The sequence below is a fragment of the Paenibacillus gallinarum genome, assembly GCF_014836635.1.
Lineage (GTDB): Bacteria > Bacillota > Bacilli > Paenibacillales > Paenibacillaceae > Paenibacillus > Paenibacillus gallinarum.
This window is the reverse complement of record NZ_JACSQL010000013.1, coordinates 109,792-131,514: the sequence shown is the minus strand read 5'-3', so window position 1 is coordinate 131,514 and position 21,723 is coordinate 109,792. Positions and strand designations below refer to the sequence as shown.

The window sequence follows — 21,723 nt, the reverse complement described above, 5'->3', positions numbered from 1 at the left end:
ACCGAAGTCATCTCATTGCCGCTTAAACAGCAGCGCATCCTTTTTTTAAAACTGTCTACTTAATAGGGTTCAGTTCAGACATGTGAACAGAAGACGTCTTTTTGGGTCCCATCAAAAAAGAGAAAACCAGTTTTCTTATTTTAACCCTCCCAGCGGAGGAATTCCATCTGACAGTGCCTTTGGCTTTGCGAAGCAAAACAACGAAACAGTCAGATGGAATTCCGGAGCGCCTGAATTCCGGAGCGTTATGAAAATGGCGCCACTTCCGGCGTATATCCTGAAGGGATATTCGTCTCCGCAGACCGTTCTGTAATTACCTGCGGATACATTTTGTTAGGATCAGGTTGAATGATCTCATACTTGATGATCGCTTTTCCATTCTTACTAAGTTCTACATCTTTAATCTCAAGACCATAGCCGGGATTGGGCAGTTCCAGACTAATTTTCACTTTTACCGTCTTCTCATCTATCGTTTGAGATGATACCTCAGGTACCATTGCTTGCTGACCGCTTCCCGGCACAGTTCCCGGTGTTTCATCCGTTCCACCGCCGCTTCCATGTCGATCAATGAACTCTCTTGCTTGATAGACCATCTCTGCCGCCTCCATTCGAGTGAGCGTATCACGGGGTCTAAATTGTTCCTCATCACCCAAGCTAGTTACCTTCATATTCAGTAAATTCTGAATCGAAGAGATATACTCAGGTTTGATTTCTTGCTCATCTTTGATGTGGTTGTAGAGTAAGATAACAGGATATTCACCTGTCGTGTTTATCCCTTCGAATAGGAGGTTTGCAAATATTTCTCTCGTGAGTGCCTCTTCTGCGTCTCTTATTGCTGGTAAGGACAACCCTTCCGCTCTAGCCGCATCATAAGCTGCGTGATACCATTTCAGGTTTCCCGGCTCCGTCTTTTCGTTTCCTGCGCTCAGATCAAATGCATTTACAATCATCTGAATACCTTGAGCTTCTGATAAAGTGCCTGCGGGATTAAACTTATTTGAAGACACTCCCTTCACAATCCCTTGATCGCGAAGCGCCTGAAGCATCTGAACCTGTGTATCTGATGTAACATCGTCAAAAGCATAAGCTGACACTCCTCCAAAAGCAAAGGTCAAACTTAAAGCTACAACTGAAGTTTTAACGGTTAAATGTTTCATCGTAACCTACCTCCATCATTTATAAACCTTTAATTCAATCACGTGAATCAATTTCATAACTCATGAAAACGATGAATTTGTAACTATATATAGACAAATAGAACCATTTTGATCTATATATACTCCTGATTAAGGCAACTAGAGGTATTATGAAATTGATTCGTATATGTTCTATTCTCTAAACGAGAAAATTTTGAAATATGTTTCATGGCAAAGTCTAATTCTGTAAGACTACTTATATATTCCCCAATGAGGAGAAATCTCATCACATTCTTTTTTGGGCTAGAGTGCACTTCCATAAAAGCTGTTTTATGGCCACTAAACGGTTTGACATTAAAGCGAATTTACTTAAGAATAAGATTATAATGTGCAGCAAAATACATACATTAGAAAGGGCACGACGCTTTTTTGACAACCAGCGTCCTGCCCTTTTGTGTCCGCAAACACTGATTAAGGAGATGAGTGATCCGTGAATGATCGAAGTTTACTTCGTAACTATGTACAGTCTCACTGGGTTTCCTACCTTAGTGCCATTCTGCTAATCATTATCTCCAATGTTGATCAGGCCCTGCTCCCCCGTGTAGTAGGTCAATTTACAGATGAACTGCAAAGACAAACGCTCACCATGGATAAAATCATCCACTTCAGTCTGCAGCTACTAATTATAGCGATCTCCTACAATGCTTTATTCGGACTCGGCCAGTTTATGATTATGCGGCTCGGCAGAAGATTCGAGTTCATTACCCGGCAAAAACTCTTCGGTAAATTTTCAGAGCTCAGTGAAAAATATTTTGCGAAACAAGGCACAGGCAAGCTTCTCAGCTATGTAATGAATGATGTCACTTCCGTCCGGGAAGCCATATCTAACGGCATTAATCAGACAACGAATGCAGTATTCCTGCTGCTGTCTTGTGTAGTCATGATGATGATTAGCGGCATTCCCTTTACGCTCATTGCGATCAGTGTAGGTCCTCTGCTGGCTATCCCTTTTCTAGTAGTGTACTTCGGACCCCGTATTCGCAAAAGATCAAAAGCTGTTCAGGAAGCGCTTGCATCAATGACAGAATCAGCGGAAGAACAACTTGGCGGGATTCGTGTTACCAAAACGTTTGCAACGGAAGAAATCTCACGAATTCGTTTTGGTGCTTCTGTAGATGCAATAAGGGATAAACAGCTGAAGCTGGTACGTCTCTCGTCCCTTTTTCAGGCACTGCTTCCACTGCTCGGAGCATTCTCCCTCGTTGTATCTATCGTGGTAGGCGGATACATGACGATTCAGAATACAATCAGTCTAGGTAGTTTTGTAGCTCTGACCCTGTACTTGCGTATGATTATGGGCCCCCTTCAGCAGATCGGGAATGTGATTAATATGATGCAGCGGTCCGGCGCTTCTCTTGAACGTGTCAACAGTCTGCTCGCTGAAATTCCTGATGTACGTGAGACCGCCGATGCAAAACCACTGAAGCAGGTAGAAGACATTCAAATTCAGGAACTATCCTTCAAGTATCCAGGCAGTAAAGAGTTTGCTCTTAAGGATATTAATCTAGTCATACCATCAGGAAAAACGGTCGGCATCGTGGGACGAACGGGCAGTGGAAAAAGCACACTCGTAAAATTGCTGCTCCGCATCTATGAACCTCCTGCCGGCACAATCAAAGTCAGCGGAACCGATGTACGTAGTCTGACACTGGAAAGTTTGCGTTCCAAATTAGCTTATGTACCTCAAGATGGATTCTTGTTCAGCACAACGATTCGTGACAATATTGCATTCAGCAATCGAACGGCTACGATCAGTCAGGTGGAGGAACCTGCGAAACAAGCGATGATCTTCGATAATATCATTCAGTTCCCTAAGTCATTTGAAACTCCGCTCGGTGAGCGAGGTGTCACCTTGTCAGGCGGGCAAAGGCAGCGTACAAGTCTCGCTAGAGGACTGATGAAGAATTCACCTTTACTTATTCTGGACGACAGCATGAGCGCAGTGGATGCGGTAACCGAAACCGGTATTCTAAACCAATTAAAAAAAGATCGTAAACATAAAACGACCTTGATCATCTCGCACCGGATCAGTGCGGTGAAACATGCGGACGTGATTGTCGTTCTTGAAGAAGGACGGATTATGGAGCAAGGTACGCATCAAGACCTGATAGACCTTGAAGGCAGGTACGCTTCTCTTGCCCGTATTCAGGAGGAGGGATTGCATCATGTCTGATACGATCATAAGAAAGAAACAACCCCGTACCCATTTGGATTTGGATGAAGATAAGAAACAAAATACAAGTGCATTCCGCTCCATATTAAGATATGGCAGGCCGCATCGCTTTACTTTTGTTCTCATCTTTTTCTGCTCCTTACTTGGGATTGCTGCCGAACTTTCACAGCCGTATCTCATTAAAGTCGCTATCGATGACCATCTAGCACTAGGCCGAACTGGGCTTACTTTTCTCATTCAAATTGCCCTTGTCTATCTTGTCTTGTCGGTCATTAGTTTTGTGTTCACTTATATTCAAAATAATCTGTTGCAGTATGCAGGACAGAATATAGTAGCTGCACTCCGTAAAGATCTGTTCACTCATATTACGAAGATGTCGATGTCCTTTTTCGATCGTAAACACAGCGGAAGCCTTGTCACCAATGTGTCGAGTGATACAGAAACGATCAGTTCTTTCTTTACACAGGTACTGCTCAGTCTGATACGAGATGGCATGATGCTCGTGATGATTATTGTTTTTATGTTCCAGCTGGACGTTACACTTGCTCTATATTCTGTAGCTGTTCTTCCATTCATTGCCCTTGTGGCCGTGTTGTTCCGTAAATATCTACGTGAAACCTATCAGCAAGCAAGAACCCGCTTATCGAGACTGGTTTCCTTTATCGCGGAGAACTTATCCGGCATGTTTCTCATTCAGGCTTATCATCAGGAAAAGGAACAAATGAAACAATTTAACGAGCAGAATGGACAATACTTTTCGGCTAATGTAAGGCAGATTCGGTCTAACGTCATCTTTAACCGAACCTTTGATATTCTAGGGAATATTGCCCTTGTACTTATGATCTGGTTAGGCGGTAAAGCGGTCCTCGGTTCCTCACTGGAAGTCGGCGTACTCTATGCATTCATCAGTTATATCCGTCAATTTTTCCAGCCGATCAACCAAATTACGATGCAGTGGAATACATTCCAGTCCACTACAGTCTCGATGGAACGGATCTGGGCGATACTCAGCACGGATCCTGGAGTGAAAGAACCGGATACAAATAAAGCCGTCACCCTAACAACAGACGATGTGAACGGACGAATTGATTTTAACGATGTCTCATTTGGTTATCTTGAGGATCAGCCTATCATTCATAACCTGAATCTGACTGTTCATGCGGGTGAAATGATTGGAATTGTAGGAACAACCGGTGCGGGTAAAAGTACGGTCATCAGTCTGCTGAATCGATTCTATGATGTGAATGAGGGAAGTATTGAGATTGACGGTGTTGATATTCGTAAAATGCCGCAAGAAACGCTGCACCGAATTGTCGGGCTGATTCAGCAGGACCCTTTTCTCTTCTCCGGCTCGATCATAGATAACATCCGGCTGTTTCGAGAAGATGTGCCCAAAGAGCAGGTTATCGAAGCCTGCAAATTTGTAGGGGCAGATTCCATGATTCGCCGTTTAGCAGACGGATATGATACGCATCTATCCAAAAGAGGCAGCGGGTTATCTGCAGGAGAACGGCAGCTGATTTCTTTTGCGCGTATTGTTGTATTCCAGCCCCGAATTCTCATACTGGATGAAGCAACAGCGAATCTGGATTCACATACGGAACAATTAGTTCAAAATGCGCTCTCTTCTGTAGCTGCCGGGCGGACTACCATTGTCATAGCTCACCGATTATCGACCATCATGCATGCGGACCGTATTCTTGTTATGCAAGAAGGCCGAATCGTGGAATCCGGCACCCATAAAGAACTAATGGAGCTGAGAGGAACGTATGAAGATTTATATCAACATGCACTTGAAGCGGGACGTGAAACGATATTTGAAGAAAAATCACGAAATGATGCCGGCTAAACTCAGCTTTGTTCGTACGTAAGTACGCAAATAGTAAGAAGATGCCTCAGAAGCTACCCTGCTTTTGGGGCTGTTTTTTTGTAAATGAGAGCGTAACGGAACCTTGGGCTCATATCTCAACCCTTCCTTAAGACCTGTTTTGTGCCAAATCAACCATTTTTAGTTGCCAACCGAATGATTCTAACATTAGAATTATTGGGTAAATGCACCATATATTGATAGAACCCTTCTTCTGTTTAATATCTTTGATGAGGTGAATGGTAGTGACAAGAATTGTAGTCCCCCCGGAACGTATTCTCGAAATCTCCAAACAATTTACGCAAGCATCCGAGAAAAGTAAAAGTATGGTGGCGAGTCTGAATGCAAATATTCTCTCCTTGCAAAGCCAGTGGTCAGGCATAACCCAGGAACGGTTTTATCAGGACTTCCAGACCGCTCGTTCCCAGATGGAGACATTTACTTCTAGAGTATCTTCGATTGGTACCGATCTTCATTCCATCTCCGTTAAATTTGCGGAAGCAGATGGTTCACAAGATACCGGAATCACGTCAGAAGGAAACAGCAAAGAAGCATGGCAAGAACAAACGAAAGAGACCCTTTCGGATGCATTTGACAATGGTTCGAGTGCATGGAGTACAGTCAATGGTTTACGCGGAAATCTTGCTATGGCTGGGACTGCATTATACAGTGGACTAGCGAGCACACTCGTCTTAACAAAGACCGTTGAATTCAAACGGAGTGCTAAAGATCCAACCCGAGCAGTCATTCATAATGCAAAATGGGTAAACGGAAAAGGTCCCGATACCTTCCTAAGAAATATGGCAAGAAGAATAGATAAACAATTTCGTCAGCCTGGTCTTGTCATGAAGGGATTGAAAGGATTCGATAATTGGGCCGGAAACCTCAAAATAGGGAAAATCGGGCTCGGTCTTAGTAAAGCAAGCAGTTTTCCAGAGTGGACTCGTAATGTGGTAGCTGGAGTACAAAAAGGCCAGTATGGAATGAAGATTTCAGCGATTCCAAAGATGATCAGCAAGAAACTCTTTCCTATTAACGTAGGACTTAATATTTTTGATGAAGGTATCAAAACTGCTGGGAAAATAAAGAGCGGAACCCTCACCGGAACAGACGTTGCCATATCTGCCTCCAATGTCGTTATTAAATCAGCAGCTGCAGGCGCAGGTGCCATTGTTGGCGGAACGCTTGGAAGTGCATTTGGACCGGTAGGAACGGCAGTAGGCGCTTATGTTGGAGGTGCTGTGGGGTCATTCGCCGGTAAACATGTGGCAAGTGCAGCCGAAGGTGCCATCCGCTGGGCTAGCGGATTATTTAAATAATACAGAAATACGAAGTTATCGCAAAGACCGGAGGTTGACCCATGCAATCGATATCCTATCGGCGAAAACTAGCTTTCGGAAAAGCAATGGCTTCCCTCATTCTCATTTCCGGCTGTTTTGTGCTCGTTTATGCCCTTATTGAAGATAACCTGGGTATAGGTGAAGCCATTTACTATGCCAGTGGTATGCTGATTGGTTTCTGGTTTTTCGGTCCTCAGCTCATTCGACTATTGATCCTGACCTTCTTTAAGAGGCCTTTGTTCTCTTATGATCAAAACAATATCGCGCTAGATGACGGAACCCTCATACCCTGGAGTTCAATTCAGAAAATAGAGCTTCACGAATCTTCCATGAACAAGTGGGTGCAATCGGTCCCTCCTTTCTATCGATTGAAGTTAAAAAATAGAGAACATGTGGATATCAATACCTACCATGTATTAAGTACTGATGAACTAAAAAGAACACTGAAAACACTTCGCCGTGTCCATAATGGGGGAAGTATAAAATAATATACCCCCTCTCATAAGAAACTGGAGGCTAAACCCATGCATTCGATATCCTATCGACGAAAACTAGCTTTCGGAAAAGCAATGGCTGCTCTCATTATCATTTCCGGCTGTTTTTTGCTCGTCTATGCCCTTACTGGAGATAACCTGGGTATAGCTGAAGCTTTTTACTATGCCACTGGTATGCTGATTGGTTTCTGGTTTGTTGGTCCTCAGCTCATACTGATGCTGCGCTTTAGTTTCTCTAAGAAACCATTGTTCTCATATGATCATAATAATATCGTGCTGAAAGACGGAACCCTCATTCCCTGGAGTTCAATCCAGAAAATAGAGCTTCACGAATCATCCATGAATAAGTGGGTGCAATCGGTCCCTCCTTTCTATCGATTGAAGCTAAAAAATAGAGAACATGTGGATATCAACACCTACCATGTACTAAGTACTGACGAACTAAACAGAACACTGAAACAACTTCGCCGTGTCCATAATGGGGCAAGCACAAAATAAGTACAAAACAAAAATATCCAACTACATACCTGCCAATGTTTTCGAGCTTTTCATTATCACAGATAATAGGAGGAATTATGGACAAACCACTAATTACGTTATCCATAGAAGAGTTTGGCTTTGCACTCGCATCAATGGGAGCAGAGGACGTAGCTGCCGGCTTGCTGAAACCGATGTACGGAGAACTATCAGAGCGTGAATGGGAACTGATCCTTCAGGCTGCTTCTCATAGTCTTCTTTCCAAAGGACTTATTGTCAGCTTAGAAGAGACGGAAATTGAATTCGTGCCTGATCTGTTGGAAATGCTCATTCATTTTGCAAGAAGCCGCAGGATGCTCCGGGGCTATTCGCTTATGAATGATCAAGAAAAAGTGCTCACGATTCATGCCGGAGAAGAAGAACAGCGTGGTCAATACTTGTACCATCTCGCAGTAAATCAGCGAATTCATCTGTTTACTTGGACAGAACCTTCCGAATGGGAAGAAGAGTTATATCGATTTTATCTCAGTCAGGAGCGTTTACTTCCTGCAAAATCCACCAAGCTTCGTTTATCTGAGTCCAGATGGAATGCACTTACTGCTATTTCGCCGGATACAAACGTCTCCACTCTCTTAAGTGGATGGGCGATAACCGATCCTGAACAACAATTGATCCGGGCCTGGGGTTCTGCCTTTATAAAATCAGGGAAAAATCTAGATAATCTAAGCATTCTTCATTATGGTGATGAAGAAATGCCAACTCCAGAGCAGATGCTGTTACTGCTAAATGTAGAAGAGCATTTTTACAGTGTCCATAATATTCAGCCTGATCCTACGTCAGAGCCTGTCATTGAAATTGAGTGTTCCACCGAACACTCAATTCGTAAGCAACTGAGAGATATGATTGACAAGTTTGCAACGCCTTCTTTTCAGCGATAAATTCATCTCTCCCTCCGATCCTTAGATCACAGTCCCAAATGTGGTATAGAAAATAGCCATGTATGGAAAAATACTGTTGATGTTCGTGTAAAGGAGGTGTTCCCATGCGTAAATCATCAAGCAATGAACCAACCAAAGCAGAGGTTAGCAATACGAAGCTGAATAAGCTGCCTGTACCAGGAGCTTTCGATACTGAGTTTTCTGCTGAAGAAGCGGCTGAAGTATTTGAAAAACAACCTTCCGCACAAAAGAATGAAAAACAGAATTAATTTGTATACTTGAGCAAAATACGGATTAAAGATAAGCTTCGCAGCTGCTTCCGATCGGGAGTACTGCGGAGCTTATTTTACATAGCTGACAGAACTAAATTTTATTAAAAATTAGTTATTGACCTATACGTTACGTATAAGTTTAGGATGAGATTTGTAAGGAGGATTCATCATGGAATACACCGTTCATCAATTGGCAGAATTATCTGGGGTCAGCGGGCGCACACTCCGGTACTACGATCAGATTGGACTATTGCCGCCAGCCCGAATTAATTCATCCGGCTATCGAATTTATGGATCATCTTGAACAATTGCTCCATACGGTGAAGGTAACTATTGAGAGTAAAGAAGGAGGAATAAAGATGCAGGACAAAGAGAAATTTGAAGGTTTAAAAGCGGAGCGAATCAGGGAAAATGAACGTAACTACGGTGCTGAGATCAGAGAGAAATATGGGGACCGCGAGATCGATGAAAGCAACGCCAGATTAAGAGGAATAAGTGAACAAGATTATCACCAGATGCAGACTCTTGAAGCCGAAATCATTGATTCACTGAAAAAAGCACTTGAGACAAATAGCCCCTCATCTGAAGAAGCCGAACAGATCGTACAGAAACATAAACAGTGGCTGATGTACTCATGGAGTACATTTTCCAAAGAGGCATATCAACACCTTGCCGATATGTATGTAGCAGATGCGCGATTTACTTCTTACTATGATGATAAGGCAGGCCCCGGCGCAGCCCAGTTTCTAAGAGATGCTATTCATCACTATGTAAACAAGTCTTAGAGTATGATTCTATACATTCTGTGGATTAGAAAAACCTCTGCCCCGAGAGATTCCCGGAGTAGAGGTTTTTAATAAAAATAATAAATATTGTGTGCTTCTTATACACTCACTTTGAGCCTGATCACGTTCCAGCTGGCTTTAGCAAGTTGTGAAGTAACCGTTGTTCCGTCTACCACTGCGTTCCCATTTGAATGTGGAGCCACACGGTTTGGATTCGCTGCTGTATTCACAGCTTTCAGATCGTCAGACTCGAGTACGGTGTGTTCGATCAGACGGCAGTCACCGAAACTGCGCAAATCTACTTCTACAGGAAGCGACTCTTCCAGATGACGATTGACAGCGAAGATTGTAACTTCTCCCGCCTCTTCGTTATGTATCGCAATTGCCTCCAGATACGGAACGTCCGTAATTTCTTTCGTATCATACTTAGGTGATTGGATCAGCGGAACGAGTGCCTGACCACGGCCGTACACGGATGTGTGGAGATACGGATAATAGATTGTTTGTTTCCATGCTGCGCCGCCATTCTCTGTCATGATTGGAGCAATGACATTAACAAGCTGCGCGAGGCATGCCATTTTTACACGATCTGCATGTTTCAGCAAACTGATCAGCATACAGCCTACAAGCAGTGCATCCTCATGGTTATATACATCTTCTAATTGAGGAGGTGCAACTCCCCAAGGTTCGATCTTTCTGTCATTATCATTGGAGTGGAACCATACATTCCATTCATCAAAAGAAAGGAACATCTTTTTCTTACTGCGTTTTTTAGCTTTGATATAATCGCAAGTTGCCGTTACCGTTTCAATAAATTGATCCATTTCTAGTGAACGCGCCAGGAATTGAGCTGAATCTTGTTCCCGATTTCCGTAATATTGATGCAAAGAAAGATACTCTACATGATCATACGTATGATCTAGTACCGTTGCTTCCCATTCAGGGAATGTCGGCATATGAATACTCGAACTGCCGCAGGCAACAAGCTCTATAGAAGGATCAACCAGTTTCATTACTTTCGCAGATTCCAAGGCGATTCTGCCGTACTCCTCTGCTGTTTTGTGCCCGATCTGCCACGGTCCATCCATCTCATTGCCAAGACACCATGTCTTTACATTATGCGGCTCTTTGTACCCGTGTTTAATACGCAGGTCACTATAATACGAGCCTGATTTATGATTGCTGTACTCTACAATATTACGTGCTGCATCAATCCCGCGTGTACCCAAGTTCACAGCCATCATGACTTCGGTATTTGCTTTCTTCGCCCAATCCACAAATTCATTAAATCCAAATGCATTCGTTTCTGTTGTTCTCCAAGCAAGCTCCAGTCTATGCTTCCGTTCCTCTTTGGGACCTACACTATCTTCCCAGTTGTAACCGGATACAAAATTCCCACCTGGGTAACGTACAATCGGTACTTGAAGATCCTGAATTAACCCAAGGACATCCCCACGGAACCCAGACTCATCCGCCGTTTCATGTCCAGGTTCATAAATCCCGCCGTATACAGCGCGGCCCAAATGTTCAATAAACGATCCATAAATACGTTTGTCTACTTCACCAATTGTAAAATCTTTATCTACAACCATCTTTGCCTTGTTTCCCATCTCTTTTCACCTCTTTAAATTAATACAAAAATTAATCCCACTATAAATTGATACCGCTTACTTTATATTAAAATCCAAATATAGTATAAAATCAACCCTCTTAAATCTATTTTCTCAAAAAACATTGGATTTATATTAATGCTAATTCTATAATAGTTGATATTAACTATTGAACGTTCAGGGGAGAATTTAAATGATTAGAGCAAATACAGATAAAAAGTGGCTTCCTCTCTATGAAGCTCTGGCTAGCAATGTACGTCTTTCCATTATCAAATTACTTGCGGAGCAGCCGCTCAATATCAAAGAGCTTGCAGCAAGATTAAACCTAAGCAGTGCCATCGTTACGATGCATGTTCGTAAACTAGAGGAAGTTGGCATAACGGAATCTAAGATGATTCGAAAAAATGGCGGCACACATAAAATCAACTCCCTTTCTGTAGATTGGATTGAAATTACGATGCCGCAGAAGGCGCAAAATTCTCGTCAATATCAAGAAGTGTCCATTCCGATTGGTCATTATACGGAATGTGAGGTTCACCCAACTTGCGGGCTGTCTACTACGGAAAAAGTAATTGGTCAATATGATGACCCTCGTTACTTTCTTGACCCTGAACGAGTGAATGCACATATCCTCTGGTTTGGTAAAGGGTATGTAGAATACAAAATCCCAAATTACGTATTACAAGGTCATTCACTTACCGAAATTGAACTTTCATTCGAGATTGGCTCAGAAGCGCCAGGTGTGAATCCAAACTGGCCGTCTGATATCAGCTTTACGCTAAATGGCGTGAAACTTGGAATATGGACAAGTCCTGGTGATTCAGGACATGGGCGCGGTGTATTTACACCAGATTGGTGGCTCGATGATGTAAATCAGTATGGACTGTTAAAGATTATTAGAGTAACTCCTATGGGTACTTTTATCGATGGGCAGCGAATGTCGGATGTAACCATCACAGATATTCCGGTGAACCGAAATCAATGGACTTTTCGTCTGGCTACAGCGGAAGACGCCAAGCATGCGGGTGGGCTTACCTTATATGGTGAGGGATTCGGAAATTACAACCAAAACATTATTTTGCGGCTCTATCATGAATGAAACTAAAGTAATAGATAAAAAGACAACTCTTCTTTGTTTGAAGAGTTGTCTTTTTGGTTTATTGTTATAGTGCGCTTCCTCCGAATAAGAAACGATACTGCCAGTGCTTCCCTGTAACGGTATCTACACGAACACCGCCGGAGTCAGTGGAATACGTATGCAGCACTTTATTATCTCCAAGGTAAATACCTACATGTGTCACGGTCTCTTTACTTTTATCAATCCCAGAGTAAGAAGAAGCGCTTGAACCTTTATAGGACATAAAGAACATCAGATCTCCACGTTTTAGACTAGAGATGCTGCTCTTCGTGTTTCCTTTATTTTTTACATAAGTAGCTTGTTTGCGGGAATCCGTTGGGAGCGTTACATCCGCACCATCCATAAAAGCACGTCGTACAAAGGAAGAACAATCAAAATATTTCGTGCTGTTTCGGTCTGCACCATACTTATATGGTGTACCTAGATATTTCATGCCGGCAGAAATGACTTTCTCCACGGTTGCACTGCTGGATGAACTGCTGGATGAGTCACTACTTCCACTTTGGGATGATCCACTAACTGTTTTTGTATATTTAGAAGAGGAAGAAATATAACCCGTAACGCCATTCGAATCTTTTACTTTCCAAAAGCTTGAGCTGTATTTACTCACTAGTGTAACTTTTTCACCTTTTTTAAGCATCCGAATTACAGAGGAAGAAGTGCTTGGTTCTTTTCTAAAGTTAACACCGTAGATCACTTCTAATGTAGTCGTTGCCGCGTAAGCTTGATTTACAAAAGCAGGCATATTAACTGTTCCAAGTAACAGAACTGCCGTAATGGATGCAGTAAGTATCTTTTTTGTAACCTTCATGTCGTAATCCTCCTAGAAGTCATAAGTTTTTGTCCATTCTAATGGCTTCAGTGACCATTGACTTGTCCCATTTTAGGCGAGGATTCAAGCTTCATCATCAGACTTTAGTAATAATTTTGATTTGGTCTATATAGTTCTTAATACCTATAAAATTTCAGTGTGTTTTTCAGAGATATACCATGATTTTACTGCTTTTTAATCTAATAAAATCAAGTTAATCTTTTATAAATCAATAAAAATCAACTATATGAAAATAAAATCTTTCATAGTTCTTTATACCTATATATCTCACATCTGTTTTCATTAGTGGAAACAATTACTAGTACTTTTGGAACCGGTTCATCAAAGGTTACAAGAAGTTCAATGTTGATTTTAACCTTTTTGTAACTATTGATTTTCCTGAGCAGTCTCGACATCAAATGTTAACTCTCCCAGGTAGATTTTTTTCATTTGAATTTAATATTTGTTCGTTACAATAAGGAGATGGGCAACTAGATATGCCCAGATTGGAGGTTTATTACCCTGAAGAAACCAAGAATTGAGGAGCTGACTCCATTTAGGGGGCTCGCCTTTCTAGCGATCGTCATGCAGCATAGTCTGGCAGAATATATTTACCGAGCAGATATCCTTCCCGCGGATTCCATTATGCTCATGTTCATATATCATCTCACAAGATTTGGAACGCCGACTTTCGTTTTTCTATCTGCCGTGCTTCTGTTCTATAATCATGAGCAAAAACTGCACTATCCCTCTTTCCTTCGTAAACGGTTTGGGGATATTTATGTGCCGTTTTTACTATGGACTCTGGTATACTGGCTATCGCTTCGTTTAACGATGTATACGAATTGGCTGGATGTAGAAACATGGAAAAGTCTTGTTAGAGAGTTGTTTACACCACAAGCTGGATATCACTTATGGTTTATCATTATGGTATTTCAGTTCTATCTGCTGTTTCCATTGTTTCGCTGGATTGCAATTAAGGTCAAAAGCAGGCTTGAAGGAATGGAGTACAAACAACAAAATAGAATTGTCTTAACAATCTTGCTGATTAGCGGAATTGCCTATGCTTATCTGCTATATCTCTCCTATTACCGTATGGGACAGTGGGCAATAGCACCGGGAATAGGACAGACTTTACTTAACCACCGTACTAATATTTTCGTTATGTATATCTTCTATTTCATTCTTGGCGCCGTTTGCGCATTCATGCTTGATCGGTTCCGAAGCGTTATGGTAAAAATACTGCCTTGGAATGCCCTGCTATCCATCCTTCTCTTTGTGTATCTTGCGTATGATGTGCTGCGGGGTTCTGGAGACACCATGAATTTAAATATCTCCACTTATTTAAAACCGACAACATTTGTACTCATCTTATCGCAAATGTTTCTGATTTACGGCATCTTGCATCTTCTATCTGTGAAGAGCAAATTCTATAAACTTTTTACATGGATTGGTCGTTATTCCTTTGGCGGATATTTGGTACATGCACTGGTGATTTACTGGATCTCGTTCTTTACAAGACCACTTCAACTGGCAGGTTACCATCTTGGATTCACCTTGCTAACATTTGCACTAACGGCCGTGTTCTCTCTTCTCATTAGTTATGGACTGTCTCGCCTGCCATTTTCTCGTTATTTGGTGGGACTTGGACGGAGAAGAGTAACCACCACAAAGCTGGATAAGATCGAACCTGGAATGAAGACACCTGCCACCAATTCTTTAACAGAATAAACAAATTGAAAAAGCCCCACTGGAGTTATGAACAGGTGCATAACTTTAGTGGGGCTTTTCCTTGTGGATTAATGATCCTTAGTTTTAAGTATATATTCAATCTGCTGCAGTACATCTGTTGAAAGCTTTATGCCGGAAGCTTTGACATTCTCCGCAACTTGCTGCGGGCGACTTGCTCCGACAAGTGCACTAGCTACATTCTTTTGTCTTAAAATCCAGGCGATGGCCAGCTGAGACATAGATAACCCTAGTTCCTCAGCGATTCTGCCCAGTTGCTTCACTTTCGTAATCTTATCTTCTGTTATTCCCTCACGAACGAAATCCAGCTTTGCTGCACGGCTGTTCTCAGGAAGTTCTGTAGCCGAGTTATATTTCCCAGTCAATAAACCTTGAGCTAAGGGCGAAAAAACGACTTGTCCAATTCCCTTTTCCTCACCAAATGGAATGATCTCATCTTCAATGGATCGTTCAAACATATTATACATGGGTTGATTAACGACGATTCGGTCCAGCAGATATTTGCTTGCGATTGCGTGGGCTTCTGCCATCTGAGCTGCCGTCCATTCGCTCACACCAATGTATAAAATTTTACCTTGAGTAACCAGATCATCCAGCGCGCGCAAAGTCTCTTCCAGCGGTGTCTCTGGGTCATACCGATGGCAGTATAGGATATCAATATAGCTAAGCCCCAAACGTTTCAAACTCGCGTCTGCCTGTTCCATAATATGCTTACGAGATAATCCTTGATCATTGGGTCCTTCCCCCATAGGGAAATACATTTTTGTAGCAAGAACGTACGAATGCCTTGGATAAGGAGCAAGACTTTGTCCGATCAGTTCCTCCGCCGCCCCTTGTTCATATACATTTGCCGTGTCAAAAAAATTGACTCCTAGATCATACGCTTCCTCAATGGCGAGAATGGCATTTTCCCGTTCCACGTATCCTCCATATGTAAGCCAGCTTCCAAGACTGATTTCACTAACCTTCAGCCCGCTGCTCCCTACTCTGCGGTAAAACATCCCATATCGCCTCCTACTCCCCATTTTAGTGTAGAACATCGACTCCTGAAAAGACTTAGGTGGCTAATTCGATTTCATCGATCTTATGAAATCTACAAATTTACTTATCACGATTACAGAAATATAAAAAGGGTAAGATATATCTGAATCTAATTATTTTTTTCATAAAACCCCGCCTCAATTAGCAGTATAAGGAAAAATACTAATTGCAGAAGCAGATACTGTCAAGCAAATCTACTCACTCTAAACCATTACATAAATAAAACGACCTGTTCTTCCCCCCGCTAAGGAGGTGGAGAACAGGTCGTTTTATTTTGTGTATATACGGTAAAGTAGATTAGAGTCTTGTTCAGCTTTTTTCGGGAGACAAGGCTTCATGGCCAGGTCTTGGATTCATTTTTATTTTACGATGAATGAACTTCGTTAGATCTGGTGTCAATTCTTCTTTCAAATGATCAATAAGCTGCTTCTCACTGATCCCTTTGGCCTTGGCAATCTCCGCTAACGACTTCCCTTGCTTCAGCTCCTGATCAAGTTGACTTGTTGTGATTCCAAGAAACTTGGCTATGGATTCTCGGTTGATCTTACTTTGTCCTTTGCCGTGGCTAGTATGTTTCTGTTTCAGCTCACTAATCGGTGTATGAATCACTTTATTTAATCTTTCGCTTATCGATTCTTTTATCGAGACCGCTTGTTCTTTGGACAAGCAGCCTGCTTTTACTGCTTCATCGACGCGTTGCTCCACAGCTGGCTTCAATTGCTCTTCAAGCTGCTGACTTGTCATGTTTTTCGATTTCGCAATCTCAGCAATTGTTTTTCCTTGCTGCATCTCTGCCGCAAGCATCTTTATATCTATCTTTAAAATCTTAGCCGTCTCTTCCATAAAATACAGGTAATGACCTGTATGTCCACAGTCCGCCGTATTCTGCTTCTCAGTCTCCGTAAGTACAACGTCAGGCTGCGCCATTACATAACTGCCTTGCCCCATAAGTAAGGATCCAAGCAATGCTGCAGATGCAATTCTAACGAGATATTTCTTCATCTGTATTGTCCACCTTCCTGGTGCTTATAATTACTTACACCTTGTTATTGTGGACGAACATACCCCTTTTTTATCCATTGCAAGAAAAATAAGTAGATGTCGCTTGCTACACTCCTGAAGGAAAGCGAATTACGGCTTCTGTTCCTACTTCTTTTTCACTGCTATATTCAATCGTGCCCTCCATCGCTTCAATAATCCGGAACGTCACCATCATACCGAGTCCTGTTCCTTTTGTTTTATTAGAAAAGTAAGGCTCACCAAGTCTCACAAGTTCCTCTTGGTTCATACCTATTCCATTATCTTGAACATGAATCACGACTTCCGTTCCTTTAAGATAAGCTTTAACCTTCACTTCTCCGCAGCCTTGCAGTGCCTCAATGCTATTCTTCATAATATTGATAAAAGCCTGTTTGAACTTGGAAGAATTGCCGCGGATCCACAAATTACTTGGGATGTCCATTATGATTATGCCTCCCTCGAGGTTCGCCATCGGGATGAGGACTCCTTCAATATGATTGAATTCTTCAGATAGATTAATAAGTGCAATATGATCAAATTCAGGCTTCGCAAAAGTTAAGAAATCATTGATGATGTCCGATGCCCTGTCCAGTTCTTCTAGTGCAATGCCTACATATTTTTTATTCTTGTCATCATCCTGCTTGCTCATTAGCTGCAAGAATCCCCGTGTGACCTGCAGCGGGTTTCGCACTTCATGAGCAACTGAGGCAGCGAGTTCGCTGATGATTTTGATTTTCTCAGAGCGCTGCAGTTCATTACTGACAGCCTCCAGTTCCTCTGTATAACGTACCACTTCTTCATATTTTCCAAGCAACCTTTGGCCTTTCACCGTCAAAATCGAGCAGACAAAAATAAAAATGGTCCATTTCGATATTTCTAACTCATACCAAGGTACGGAGTAATATAAAATCCATTCTGTTATGGTTGTGAGTGCAAATAAACCAAATCCAACGGAAAGTAAGGTTGCCCCCTGTTCACCTCTAATCGCCTCTTTGATCGTCACATATAACAAGATTAATAGTTCCAGTACATAAATCACCCCAAAAACAGGACCTGTTATAAACTTCATAAAGGGATAAGTCTCTGGAGATAGCAGACTTGCTACCGTACATAATATATAAAACAGGGTATAGGCCATAAGATATTTTCTCAGCTTGCGAATGATTCCATTTGCCGCATCAGAAGTAAATATTTGTTCAAAGCAGTAGGCAAGCACGGGCAGTTCTATAGCAAAGCAAATTAAAAAGAAATAGTAAAACAGCTGCGTCATATCCGGATAAAATGTATAAATCGTACTGGAATTCATCGAGATCGTAAATCCTAAACACCCAATCAGAACGGATATTCCAACCCATAACTTATACTTTAACTTATACATAAACGTCGAGAATGCAGTGATTACAATGGTCAACACGAGCAGCATACTCCCAAGGACCAATTCATCTATTCCGTCCCCCACATATTTCTTATTCAGATTGGCAGAAGAGCCGATCCAGATCGACGGATCGACACCCACTTTAAAATAATCACTATGGGTCCAAATATAAATCGTTCCCCCGGCATCCTGATCACTTAAGGGTATCAATAACGGGTTTCTATTAAATTGATGCTGAGTCCCTTGCTCATACAAAATCTGTCCATCTTTATAGACTCTAATCTGCTGACCATAGATACGTTCAAAAAAAATGGCCATATTGTCTTCTACATCCTCTGGCAGCTTTATTCTGATCCAGGCTGTATGCGGCGAGCTCGTTAGCTGTTGTTCTATGGAGGAATCTGCATGGATGGTTGTCCACTCATCCCTTCCAGAAACCAGCTTATCCACCGTATTATCTGCCGGGTTCTGAGGCCAAGCCATCTCCCATGTTGTCAATTTCCGGGGCTGACCTTCCTCAGCTGCATGACTGACGGTCGGTGGTAATAAGAAGAGTACCGATAGTAAACACAAGATGATAACAGCCGATACTCTAGGAACAATCTTCATTATTCGCACCTCAATAATTCAATTAGTATGATGGATTCCTATTCTTAAAAGGATTAGAATACATCCTTATTTTTCCATAGTGTCTGAGCAGGTTTTGCTCTTCTTTCTTCTCTTCTTTCTTCTCTTCTTTCTTCTTGTCTCTTTGCTCGTTCTTCCTCATATTGGTTCGTAATCATTTCTATGATTTTACGCTCCATAGGTTCTCTGTACTCTTCCCATACGAGACTCTCTTCATCTTCATATATCGTCCAAATGTCTGAGAATAAATAATCCCTGATCTCCACGACTTTGCCATTCCATATGCCACCGGTCCAATATAAACCACTTGGTGTACGGACGACCGTTCTTGAAAAACCAGGTGTCGATGCTTTTTGTCCAATTTGAATCGTTTCTAACATATTTCCAAAAGTAAACCACTCCATTGACGACTTCTTCCTTTCTCTGAACATATTCCTCTTTACTTCATTACCTGTGTTCTCCCCTGATTCAAGCTACCTCAAAGAGGTTTAAGAATGGGCAAGAACAAACTGTGGGCATAGGTTATGAGAATATAAGGAGGAGACGAAAATGAATGATTCACATCAGAATGTAGAGGTTGAACGAAGAGAAGTTCAGAAAAAATCCGATTCTAGTTTAGTAGCATCAACATTCATTAAGTATGCGGCTTACATCATTATTTTCTTTGGACTACTGTATTTCCTCGTAAAATATGTATTCCCTATGTTCTAAACGGACAGTATATAACATCAAATCAAAAGGAGAGTTCGTGATGGATAATAAACCAAGAACAAGTGAAGCGGATTTTGCTTATGATCGATATAAAACATTAAATCAAGAGTCAGAAAACATCGATATGATACCAGAAGATGATCTGGATTATGTGAATACGTATACCAAACAGACGATTAGTCTTGACGAAGATACGGAACCAGTTGATGCTGAGACAGCTCAAGAAGGGGTTATGCAGGATCTCCGCCCTGTTTCTTTGGCAGATGATACGGAAGAAGAAGATTTCAATATTCCTAACGAGGAACTTCTTCGCTCTTCCGAACCTGATCTTGCTGCTGTACCCGATGCAGATGAGATTGCAAAAGACAGCCCCATTGATCCGGTATCCCCTGATCCCGATGCCATGCATGGAACCGATCTGATTAATGGAGTAGGTAATCCTGATCAAAAATAAAACCAGAGCTCGTTTCTGAAACTTTTTTTGTAAACTATTTAAATAGTATAAACTAATACCCACATTTTGGTTACTGTTTTGTTCCTAAAATAGTAAAATGAGAGAAAAAGACCCTTTCCATATGGATAGGGTTCTTTCCTGTTTGTCCTATTTTGGGGTATGATAATCATATTCGACATGAATCAAGGAGGAGCTTGTATGTTCGTCAGATCTAAAGGTTTCAAACTTCTATTTATTGTTTCCGCCCTTCTGCTTGTACTTGCGGGTTGTGGACAAGATGAAGCGCAAAATGATGAGCTTGAATTCGGAGGCGTTGGCATTCCGAACGAAGATGCTTCTCATCCGGTGGCAACCATTGAACTGGATAATGACAAAAAGATCGTCTTAGAGTTGTATCCTGAAGTTGCACCTAATACAGTGAACAATTTTATCTCGCTGGCTAACAGCGGATTTTATGACGGTACGATCTTTCATCGTGTGATTCCGAACTTTATGATTCAAGGCGGAGATCCGGAGGGTACAGGATCTGGTGGCCCCGGCTATAGTATCAAAGGTGAATTCACAAGTAATGGAGTGAAGAACCACTTGCTGCATACCCGAGGTGTCATTTCTATGGCTCGTTCGAATGATCTGGATTCCGCAGGCTCACAGTTCTTTATTGTACAAGCCGATTCCGAGCATTTAGATAATATTTATGCTAGCTTTGGTAAAGTGACGGAAGGTATGGATGTGGTTGATGAAATCACCAATCTTAAAACAGGAGAAAAAGCTCGGCCCGTAAATCCGCCTGTTATGACAAAAGTAACAGTAGATACGCTCGGTGTAGATTATCCGGAACCGGAAAAGATTCAATAATGAAAAGACCGACAAGCATGAATGGGTTTTAGTCCCCTATTGTATGCTTGCCGGTCTTTTTTTAACCATGCCATGTATGTGTTACACGAGAAACAAATATTTTAAAACAAGATTCGAACCCAACCCATAATAGAAATCCAGAGCGGTATACTGAGAATGGTGCCCCACATTAACCCTTTCAGCAGCTGTGTATTATTCACTTCCAATATCAACGACCCCTTCACTGTTTAATTAGTCGTAGTATCGGTATTCAAAATAAGCTGTATACTCTGTCTTCTTTCTTGTTTCTATATTTTACACTATTTTAAAGAAAGCGCTATCATTATTTCTTATAACTATTCCTTTGTTCTCTTTTTTAGACTATGCTTCCGTGAAGAAAAGGTGTATATTTCATCCAAATATCAGTTTCAACACTTCATAATTCCTGTTATACTTTTTACACAACGAAATGGAGGGATCGTCATGGTGAAGAAAAAGAATGGATCAAGACCTTCACAGTCTGCACAGCGGTCTTCTGCTCATGAAGGAAGTGCAGCCACACTAAAAGATTTACTTAGTGAAGAAGTTCTCGGGAAGCTTAAGGCCCAAGCCTCCGAGATCAAAGCAGCCGAAGCTGCTCGTCAGGAAGAGGCCAAACGAATTGCAGAAGAAAAGAAAAAAGCAGAACAAAAGCGACTAGATAACGATTTTGAACACCTGCTCGAGAATAGTTCTATGGAATGGAAAAAATTTAAATAAGGCATGCCTGTATGGAAGTTCATTTACAGGTAAAGAAATACAGCCCTAATCC

Annotated in this window: 22 protein-coding genes; 15 read left to right on the top strand and 7 right to left on the bottom strand. The window is 41.7% G+C overall.

Annotated elements, in window-relative coordinates; all coding sequences use genetic code 11:
* Positions 1–245: 245 nt before the first annotated feature.
* Positions 246–1,157, bottom strand: a complete 912-nt coding sequence (locus tag H9647_RS21415) for an S-layer homology domain-containing protein (RefSeq protein ID WP_191803860.1) — start codon at positions 1,155–1,157, stop codon at positions 246–248.
* 469 nt (positions 1,158–1,626) lie between these two features.
* On the opposite strand from H9647_RS21415, the gene H9647_RS21410 reads away from it, so the two are divergent.
* The 9 genes from H9647_RS21410 (at position 1,627) to H9647_RS21375 (ending at position 9,542) form a co-directional block, all read left to right on the top strand.
* Positions 1,627–3,369, top strand: a complete 1,743-nt coding sequence (locus H9647_RS21410; RefSeq protein WP_191803858.1) for an ABC transporter ATP-binding protein — start codon at positions 1,627–1,629, stop codon at positions 3,367–3,369.
* Positions 3,362–5,218 (top strand): ABC transporter ATP-binding protein, encoded by a 1,857-nt coding sequence (locus H9647_RS21405; protein WP_191803856.1) that lies wholly within the window; start codon positions 3,362–3,364, stop codon positions 5,216–5,218. Before H9647_RS21410 ends, H9647_RS21405 begins: the two co-directional genes overlap by 8 nt.
* Before the next feature lie 263 nt (positions 5,219–5,481).
* A complete protein-coding gene (locus H9647_RS21400) occupies positions 5,482–6,555 on the top strand; it encodes a WXG100 family type VII secretion target (protein ID WP_191803855.1) in 1,074 nt (357 codons plus the stop codon).
* A 41-nt stretch (positions 6,556–6,596) separates the two neighbouring features.
* Positions 6,597–7,064: a hypothetical protein gene (locus H9647_RS21395; protein WP_191803853.1), complete on the top strand. Its 468-nt coding sequence runs from the start codon at positions 6,597–6,599 to the stop codon at positions 7,062–7,064.
* A gap of 36 nt (positions 7,065–7,100) precedes the next feature.
* Entirely contained in the window at positions 7,101–7,568 is a 468-nt protein-coding gene (locus H9647_RS21390) for a hypothetical protein (RefSeq protein WP_191803851.1), read from the top strand.
* A 77-nt stretch (positions 7,569–7,645) separates the two neighbouring features.
* Positions 7,646–8,485 (top strand): hypothetical protein, encoded by an 840-nt coding sequence (locus H9647_RS21385; protein WP_191803849.1) that lies wholly within the window; start codon positions 7,646–7,648, stop codon positions 8,483–8,485.
* A 104-nt stretch (positions 8,486–8,589) separates the two neighbouring features.
* A complete protein-coding gene (locus H9647_RS21380) occupies positions 8,590–8,754 on the top strand; it encodes a hypothetical protein (RefSeq protein ID WP_191803848.1) in 165 nt (54 codons plus the stop codon).
* A 172-nt stretch (positions 8,755–8,926) separates the two neighbouring features.
* A complete protein-coding gene (locus tag H9647_RS26235; RefSeq protein WP_318245352.1) occupies positions 8,927–9,061 on the top strand; it encodes a MerR family DNA-binding transcriptional regulator in 135 nt (44 codons plus the stop codon).
* Positions 9,062–9,116: 55 nt separating this feature from the next.
* The gene (locus H9647_RS21375; protein WP_318245351.1) at positions 9,117–9,542 is read left to right on the top strand and encodes a TipAS antibiotic-recognition domain-containing protein; all 426 of its coding nucleotides are present in this window, start codon (positions 9,117–9,119) and stop codon (positions 9,540–9,542) included.
* A 98-nt stretch (positions 9,543–9,640) separates the two neighbouring features.
* Here the strand turns inward: H9647_RS21375 and arfA are convergent, their stop codons facing one another.
* Positions 9,641–11,152 carry an arabinosylfuranosidase ArfA gene (gene arfA / locus H9647_RS21370; protein ID WP_191803846.1) on the bottom strand — a complete coding sequence of 504 codons (1,512 nt, stop codon included), beginning with the start codon at positions 11,150–11,152 and terminating at the stop codon, positions 9,641–9,643.
* A 193-nt stretch (positions 11,153–11,345) separates the two neighbouring features.
* Here arfA and H9647_RS21365 point away from each other — a divergent pair, with 193 nt between their 5' ends.
* Positions 11,346–12,251 carry an ArsR/SmtB family transcription factor gene (locus H9647_RS21365; RefSeq protein WP_191803844.1) on the top strand — a complete coding sequence of 302 codons (906 nt, stop codon included), beginning with the start codon at positions 11,346–11,348 and terminating at the stop codon, positions 12,249–12,251.
* A gap of 64 nt (positions 12,252–12,315) precedes the next feature.
* On the opposite strand, the gene H9647_RS21360 is transcribed toward H9647_RS21365, so the two are convergent.
* A complete protein-coding gene (locus tag H9647_RS21360; RefSeq protein WP_191803842.1) occupies positions 12,316–13,101 on the bottom strand; it encodes a C40 family peptidase in 786 nt (261 codons plus the stop codon).
* A 495-nt stretch (positions 13,102–13,596) separates the two neighbouring features.
* On the opposite strand from H9647_RS21360, the gene H9647_RS21355 reads away from it, so the two are divergent.
* Positions 13,597–14,832, top strand: a complete 1,236-nt coding sequence (locus H9647_RS21355) for an acyltransferase (RefSeq protein WP_318245353.1) — start codon at positions 13,597–13,599, stop codon at positions 14,830–14,832.
* A 68-nt stretch (positions 14,833–14,900) separates the two neighbouring features.
* On the opposite strand, the gene H9647_RS21350 is transcribed toward H9647_RS21355, so the two are convergent.
* The 4 genes from H9647_RS21350 to H9647_RS21335 all read right to left on the bottom strand — a co-directional run bounded on the left by H9647_RS21350 (position 14,901) and on the right by H9647_RS21335 (position 19,317).
* Positions 14,901–15,851: an aldo/keto reductase family protein gene (locus H9647_RS21350; protein WP_191803838.1), complete on the bottom strand. Its 951-nt coding sequence runs from the start codon at positions 15,849–15,851 to the stop codon at positions 14,901–14,903.
* 349 nt (positions 15,852–16,200) lie between these two features.
* Positions 16,201–16,893 (bottom strand): hypothetical protein, encoded by a 693-nt coding sequence (locus H9647_RS21345; RefSeq protein WP_191803836.1) that lies wholly within the window; start codon positions 16,891–16,893, stop codon positions 16,201–16,203.
* Positions 16,894–16,999: 106 nt separating this feature from the next.
* A complete protein-coding gene (locus H9647_RS21340; protein WP_191803834.1) occupies positions 17,000–18,895 on the bottom strand; it encodes a sensor histidine kinase in 1,896 nt (631 codons plus the stop codon).
* A 53-nt stretch (positions 18,896–18,948) separates the two neighbouring features.
* On the bottom strand, positions 18,949–19,317 hold the full coding sequence (locus H9647_RS21335) for a hypothetical protein (protein WP_225229467.1): 369 nt from the start codon (positions 19,315–19,317) through the stop codon (positions 18,949–18,951).
* 145 nt (positions 19,318–19,462) lie between these two features.
* On the opposite strand from H9647_RS21335, the gene H9647_RS21330 reads away from it, so the two are divergent.
* From H9647_RS21330 to H9647_RS21315, 4 genes are all read left to right on the top strand, one after another.
* Positions 19,463–19,624, top strand: a complete 162-nt coding sequence (locus H9647_RS21330) for a hypothetical protein (RefSeq protein WP_191803833.1) — start codon at positions 19,463–19,465, stop codon at positions 19,622–19,624.
* A 40-nt stretch (positions 19,625–19,664) separates the two neighbouring features.
* Positions 19,665–20,078, top strand: a complete 414-nt coding sequence (locus H9647_RS21325) for a hypothetical protein (RefSeq protein WP_191803831.1) — start codon at positions 19,665–19,667, stop codon at positions 20,076–20,078.
* A 198-nt stretch (positions 20,079–20,276) separates the two neighbouring features.
* Positions 20,277–20,933, top strand: coding sequence for a peptidylprolyl isomerase (locus H9647_RS21320; protein WP_191803829.1), 657 nt, complete (start codon positions 20,277–20,279; stop codon positions 20,931–20,933).
* A gap of 462 nt (positions 20,934–21,395) precedes the next feature.
* Complete coding sequence (locus H9647_RS21315) at positions 21,396–21,671, top strand: YqkE family protein (RefSeq protein WP_191803827.1); 276 nt, start codon at positions 21,396–21,398, stop codon at positions 21,669–21,671.
* Positions 21,672–21,723: the final 52 nt, after the last annotated feature.

Bases quoted from the DNA above. Each gene is read 5' to 3' on its own strand.
- H9647_RS21340 (WP_191803834.1), bottom strand. From the start codon at position 18,895: ATGAAGATTGTTCCTAGAGTATCGGCTGTTATCATCTTGTGTTTACTA.
- H9647_RS21365 (WP_191803844.1), top strand. From the start codon at position 11,346: ATGATTAGAGCAAATACAGATAAAAAGTGGCTTCCTCTCTATGAAGCT.
- H9647_RS21390 (WP_191803851.1), top strand. From the start codon at position 7,101: ATGCATTCGATATCCTATCGACGAAAACTAGCTTTCGGAAAAGCAATG.
- H9647_RS21360 (WP_191803842.1), bottom strand. From the start codon at position 13,101: ATGAAGGTTACAAAAAAGATACTTACTGCATCCATTACGGCAGTTCTG.
- H9647_RS26235 (WP_318245352.1), top strand. From the start codon at position 8,927: ATGGAATACACCGTTCATCAATTGGCAGAATTATCTGGGGTCAGCGGG.
- H9647_RS21335 (WP_225229467.1), bottom strand. From the start codon at position 19,317: ATGGAGTGGTTTACTTTTGGAAATATGTTAGAAACGATTCAAATTGGA.
- H9647_RS21375 (WP_318245351.1), top strand. From the start codon at position 9,117: ATGCAGGACAAAGAGAAATTTGAAGGTTTAAAAGCGGAGCGAATCAGG.
- H9647_RS21405 (WP_191803856.1), top strand. From the start codon at position 3,362: ATGTCTGATACGATCATAAGAAAGAAACAACCCCGTACCCATTTGGAT.
- H9647_RS21380 (WP_191803848.1), top strand. From the start codon at position 8,590: ATGCGTAAATCATCAAGCAATGAACCAACCAAAGCAGAGGTTAGCAAT.
- H9647_RS21345 (WP_191803836.1), bottom strand. From the start codon at position 16,893: ATGAAGAAATATCTCGTTAGAATTGCATCTGCAGCATTGCTTGGATCC.
- H9647_RS21415 (WP_191803860.1), bottom strand. From the start codon at position 1,157: ATGAAACATTTAACCGTTAAAACTTCAGTTGTAGCTTTAAGTTTGACC.
- H9647_RS21315 (WP_191803827.1), top strand. From the start codon at position 21,396: ATGGTGAAGAAAAAGAATGGATCAAGACCTTCACAGTCTGCACAGCGG.
- H9647_RS21325 (WP_191803831.1), top strand. From the start codon at position 19,665: ATGGATAATAAACCAAGAACAAGTGAAGCGGATTTTGCTTATGATCGA.
- arfA (WP_191803846.1), bottom strand. From the start codon at position 11,152: ATGGGAAACAAGGCAAAGATGGTTGTAGATAAAGATTTTACAATTGGT.
- H9647_RS21320 (WP_191803829.1), top strand. From the start codon at position 20,277: ATGTTCGTCAGATCTAAAGGTTTCAAACTTCTATTTATTGTTTCCGCC.
- H9647_RS21350 (WP_191803838.1), bottom strand. From the start codon at position 15,851: ATGTTTTACCGCAGAGTAGGGAGCAGCGGGCTGAAGGTTAGTGAAATC.
- H9647_RS21395 (WP_191803853.1), top strand. From the start codon at position 6,597: ATGCAATCGATATCCTATCGGCGAAAACTAGCTTTCGGAAAAGCAATG.
- H9647_RS21330 (WP_191803833.1), top strand. From the start codon at position 19,463: ATGAATGATTCACATCAGAATGTAGAGGTTGAACGAAGAGAAGTTCAG.
- H9647_RS21385 (WP_191803849.1), top strand. From the start codon at position 7,646: ATGGACAAACCACTAATTACGTTATCCATAGAAGAGTTTGGCTTTGCA.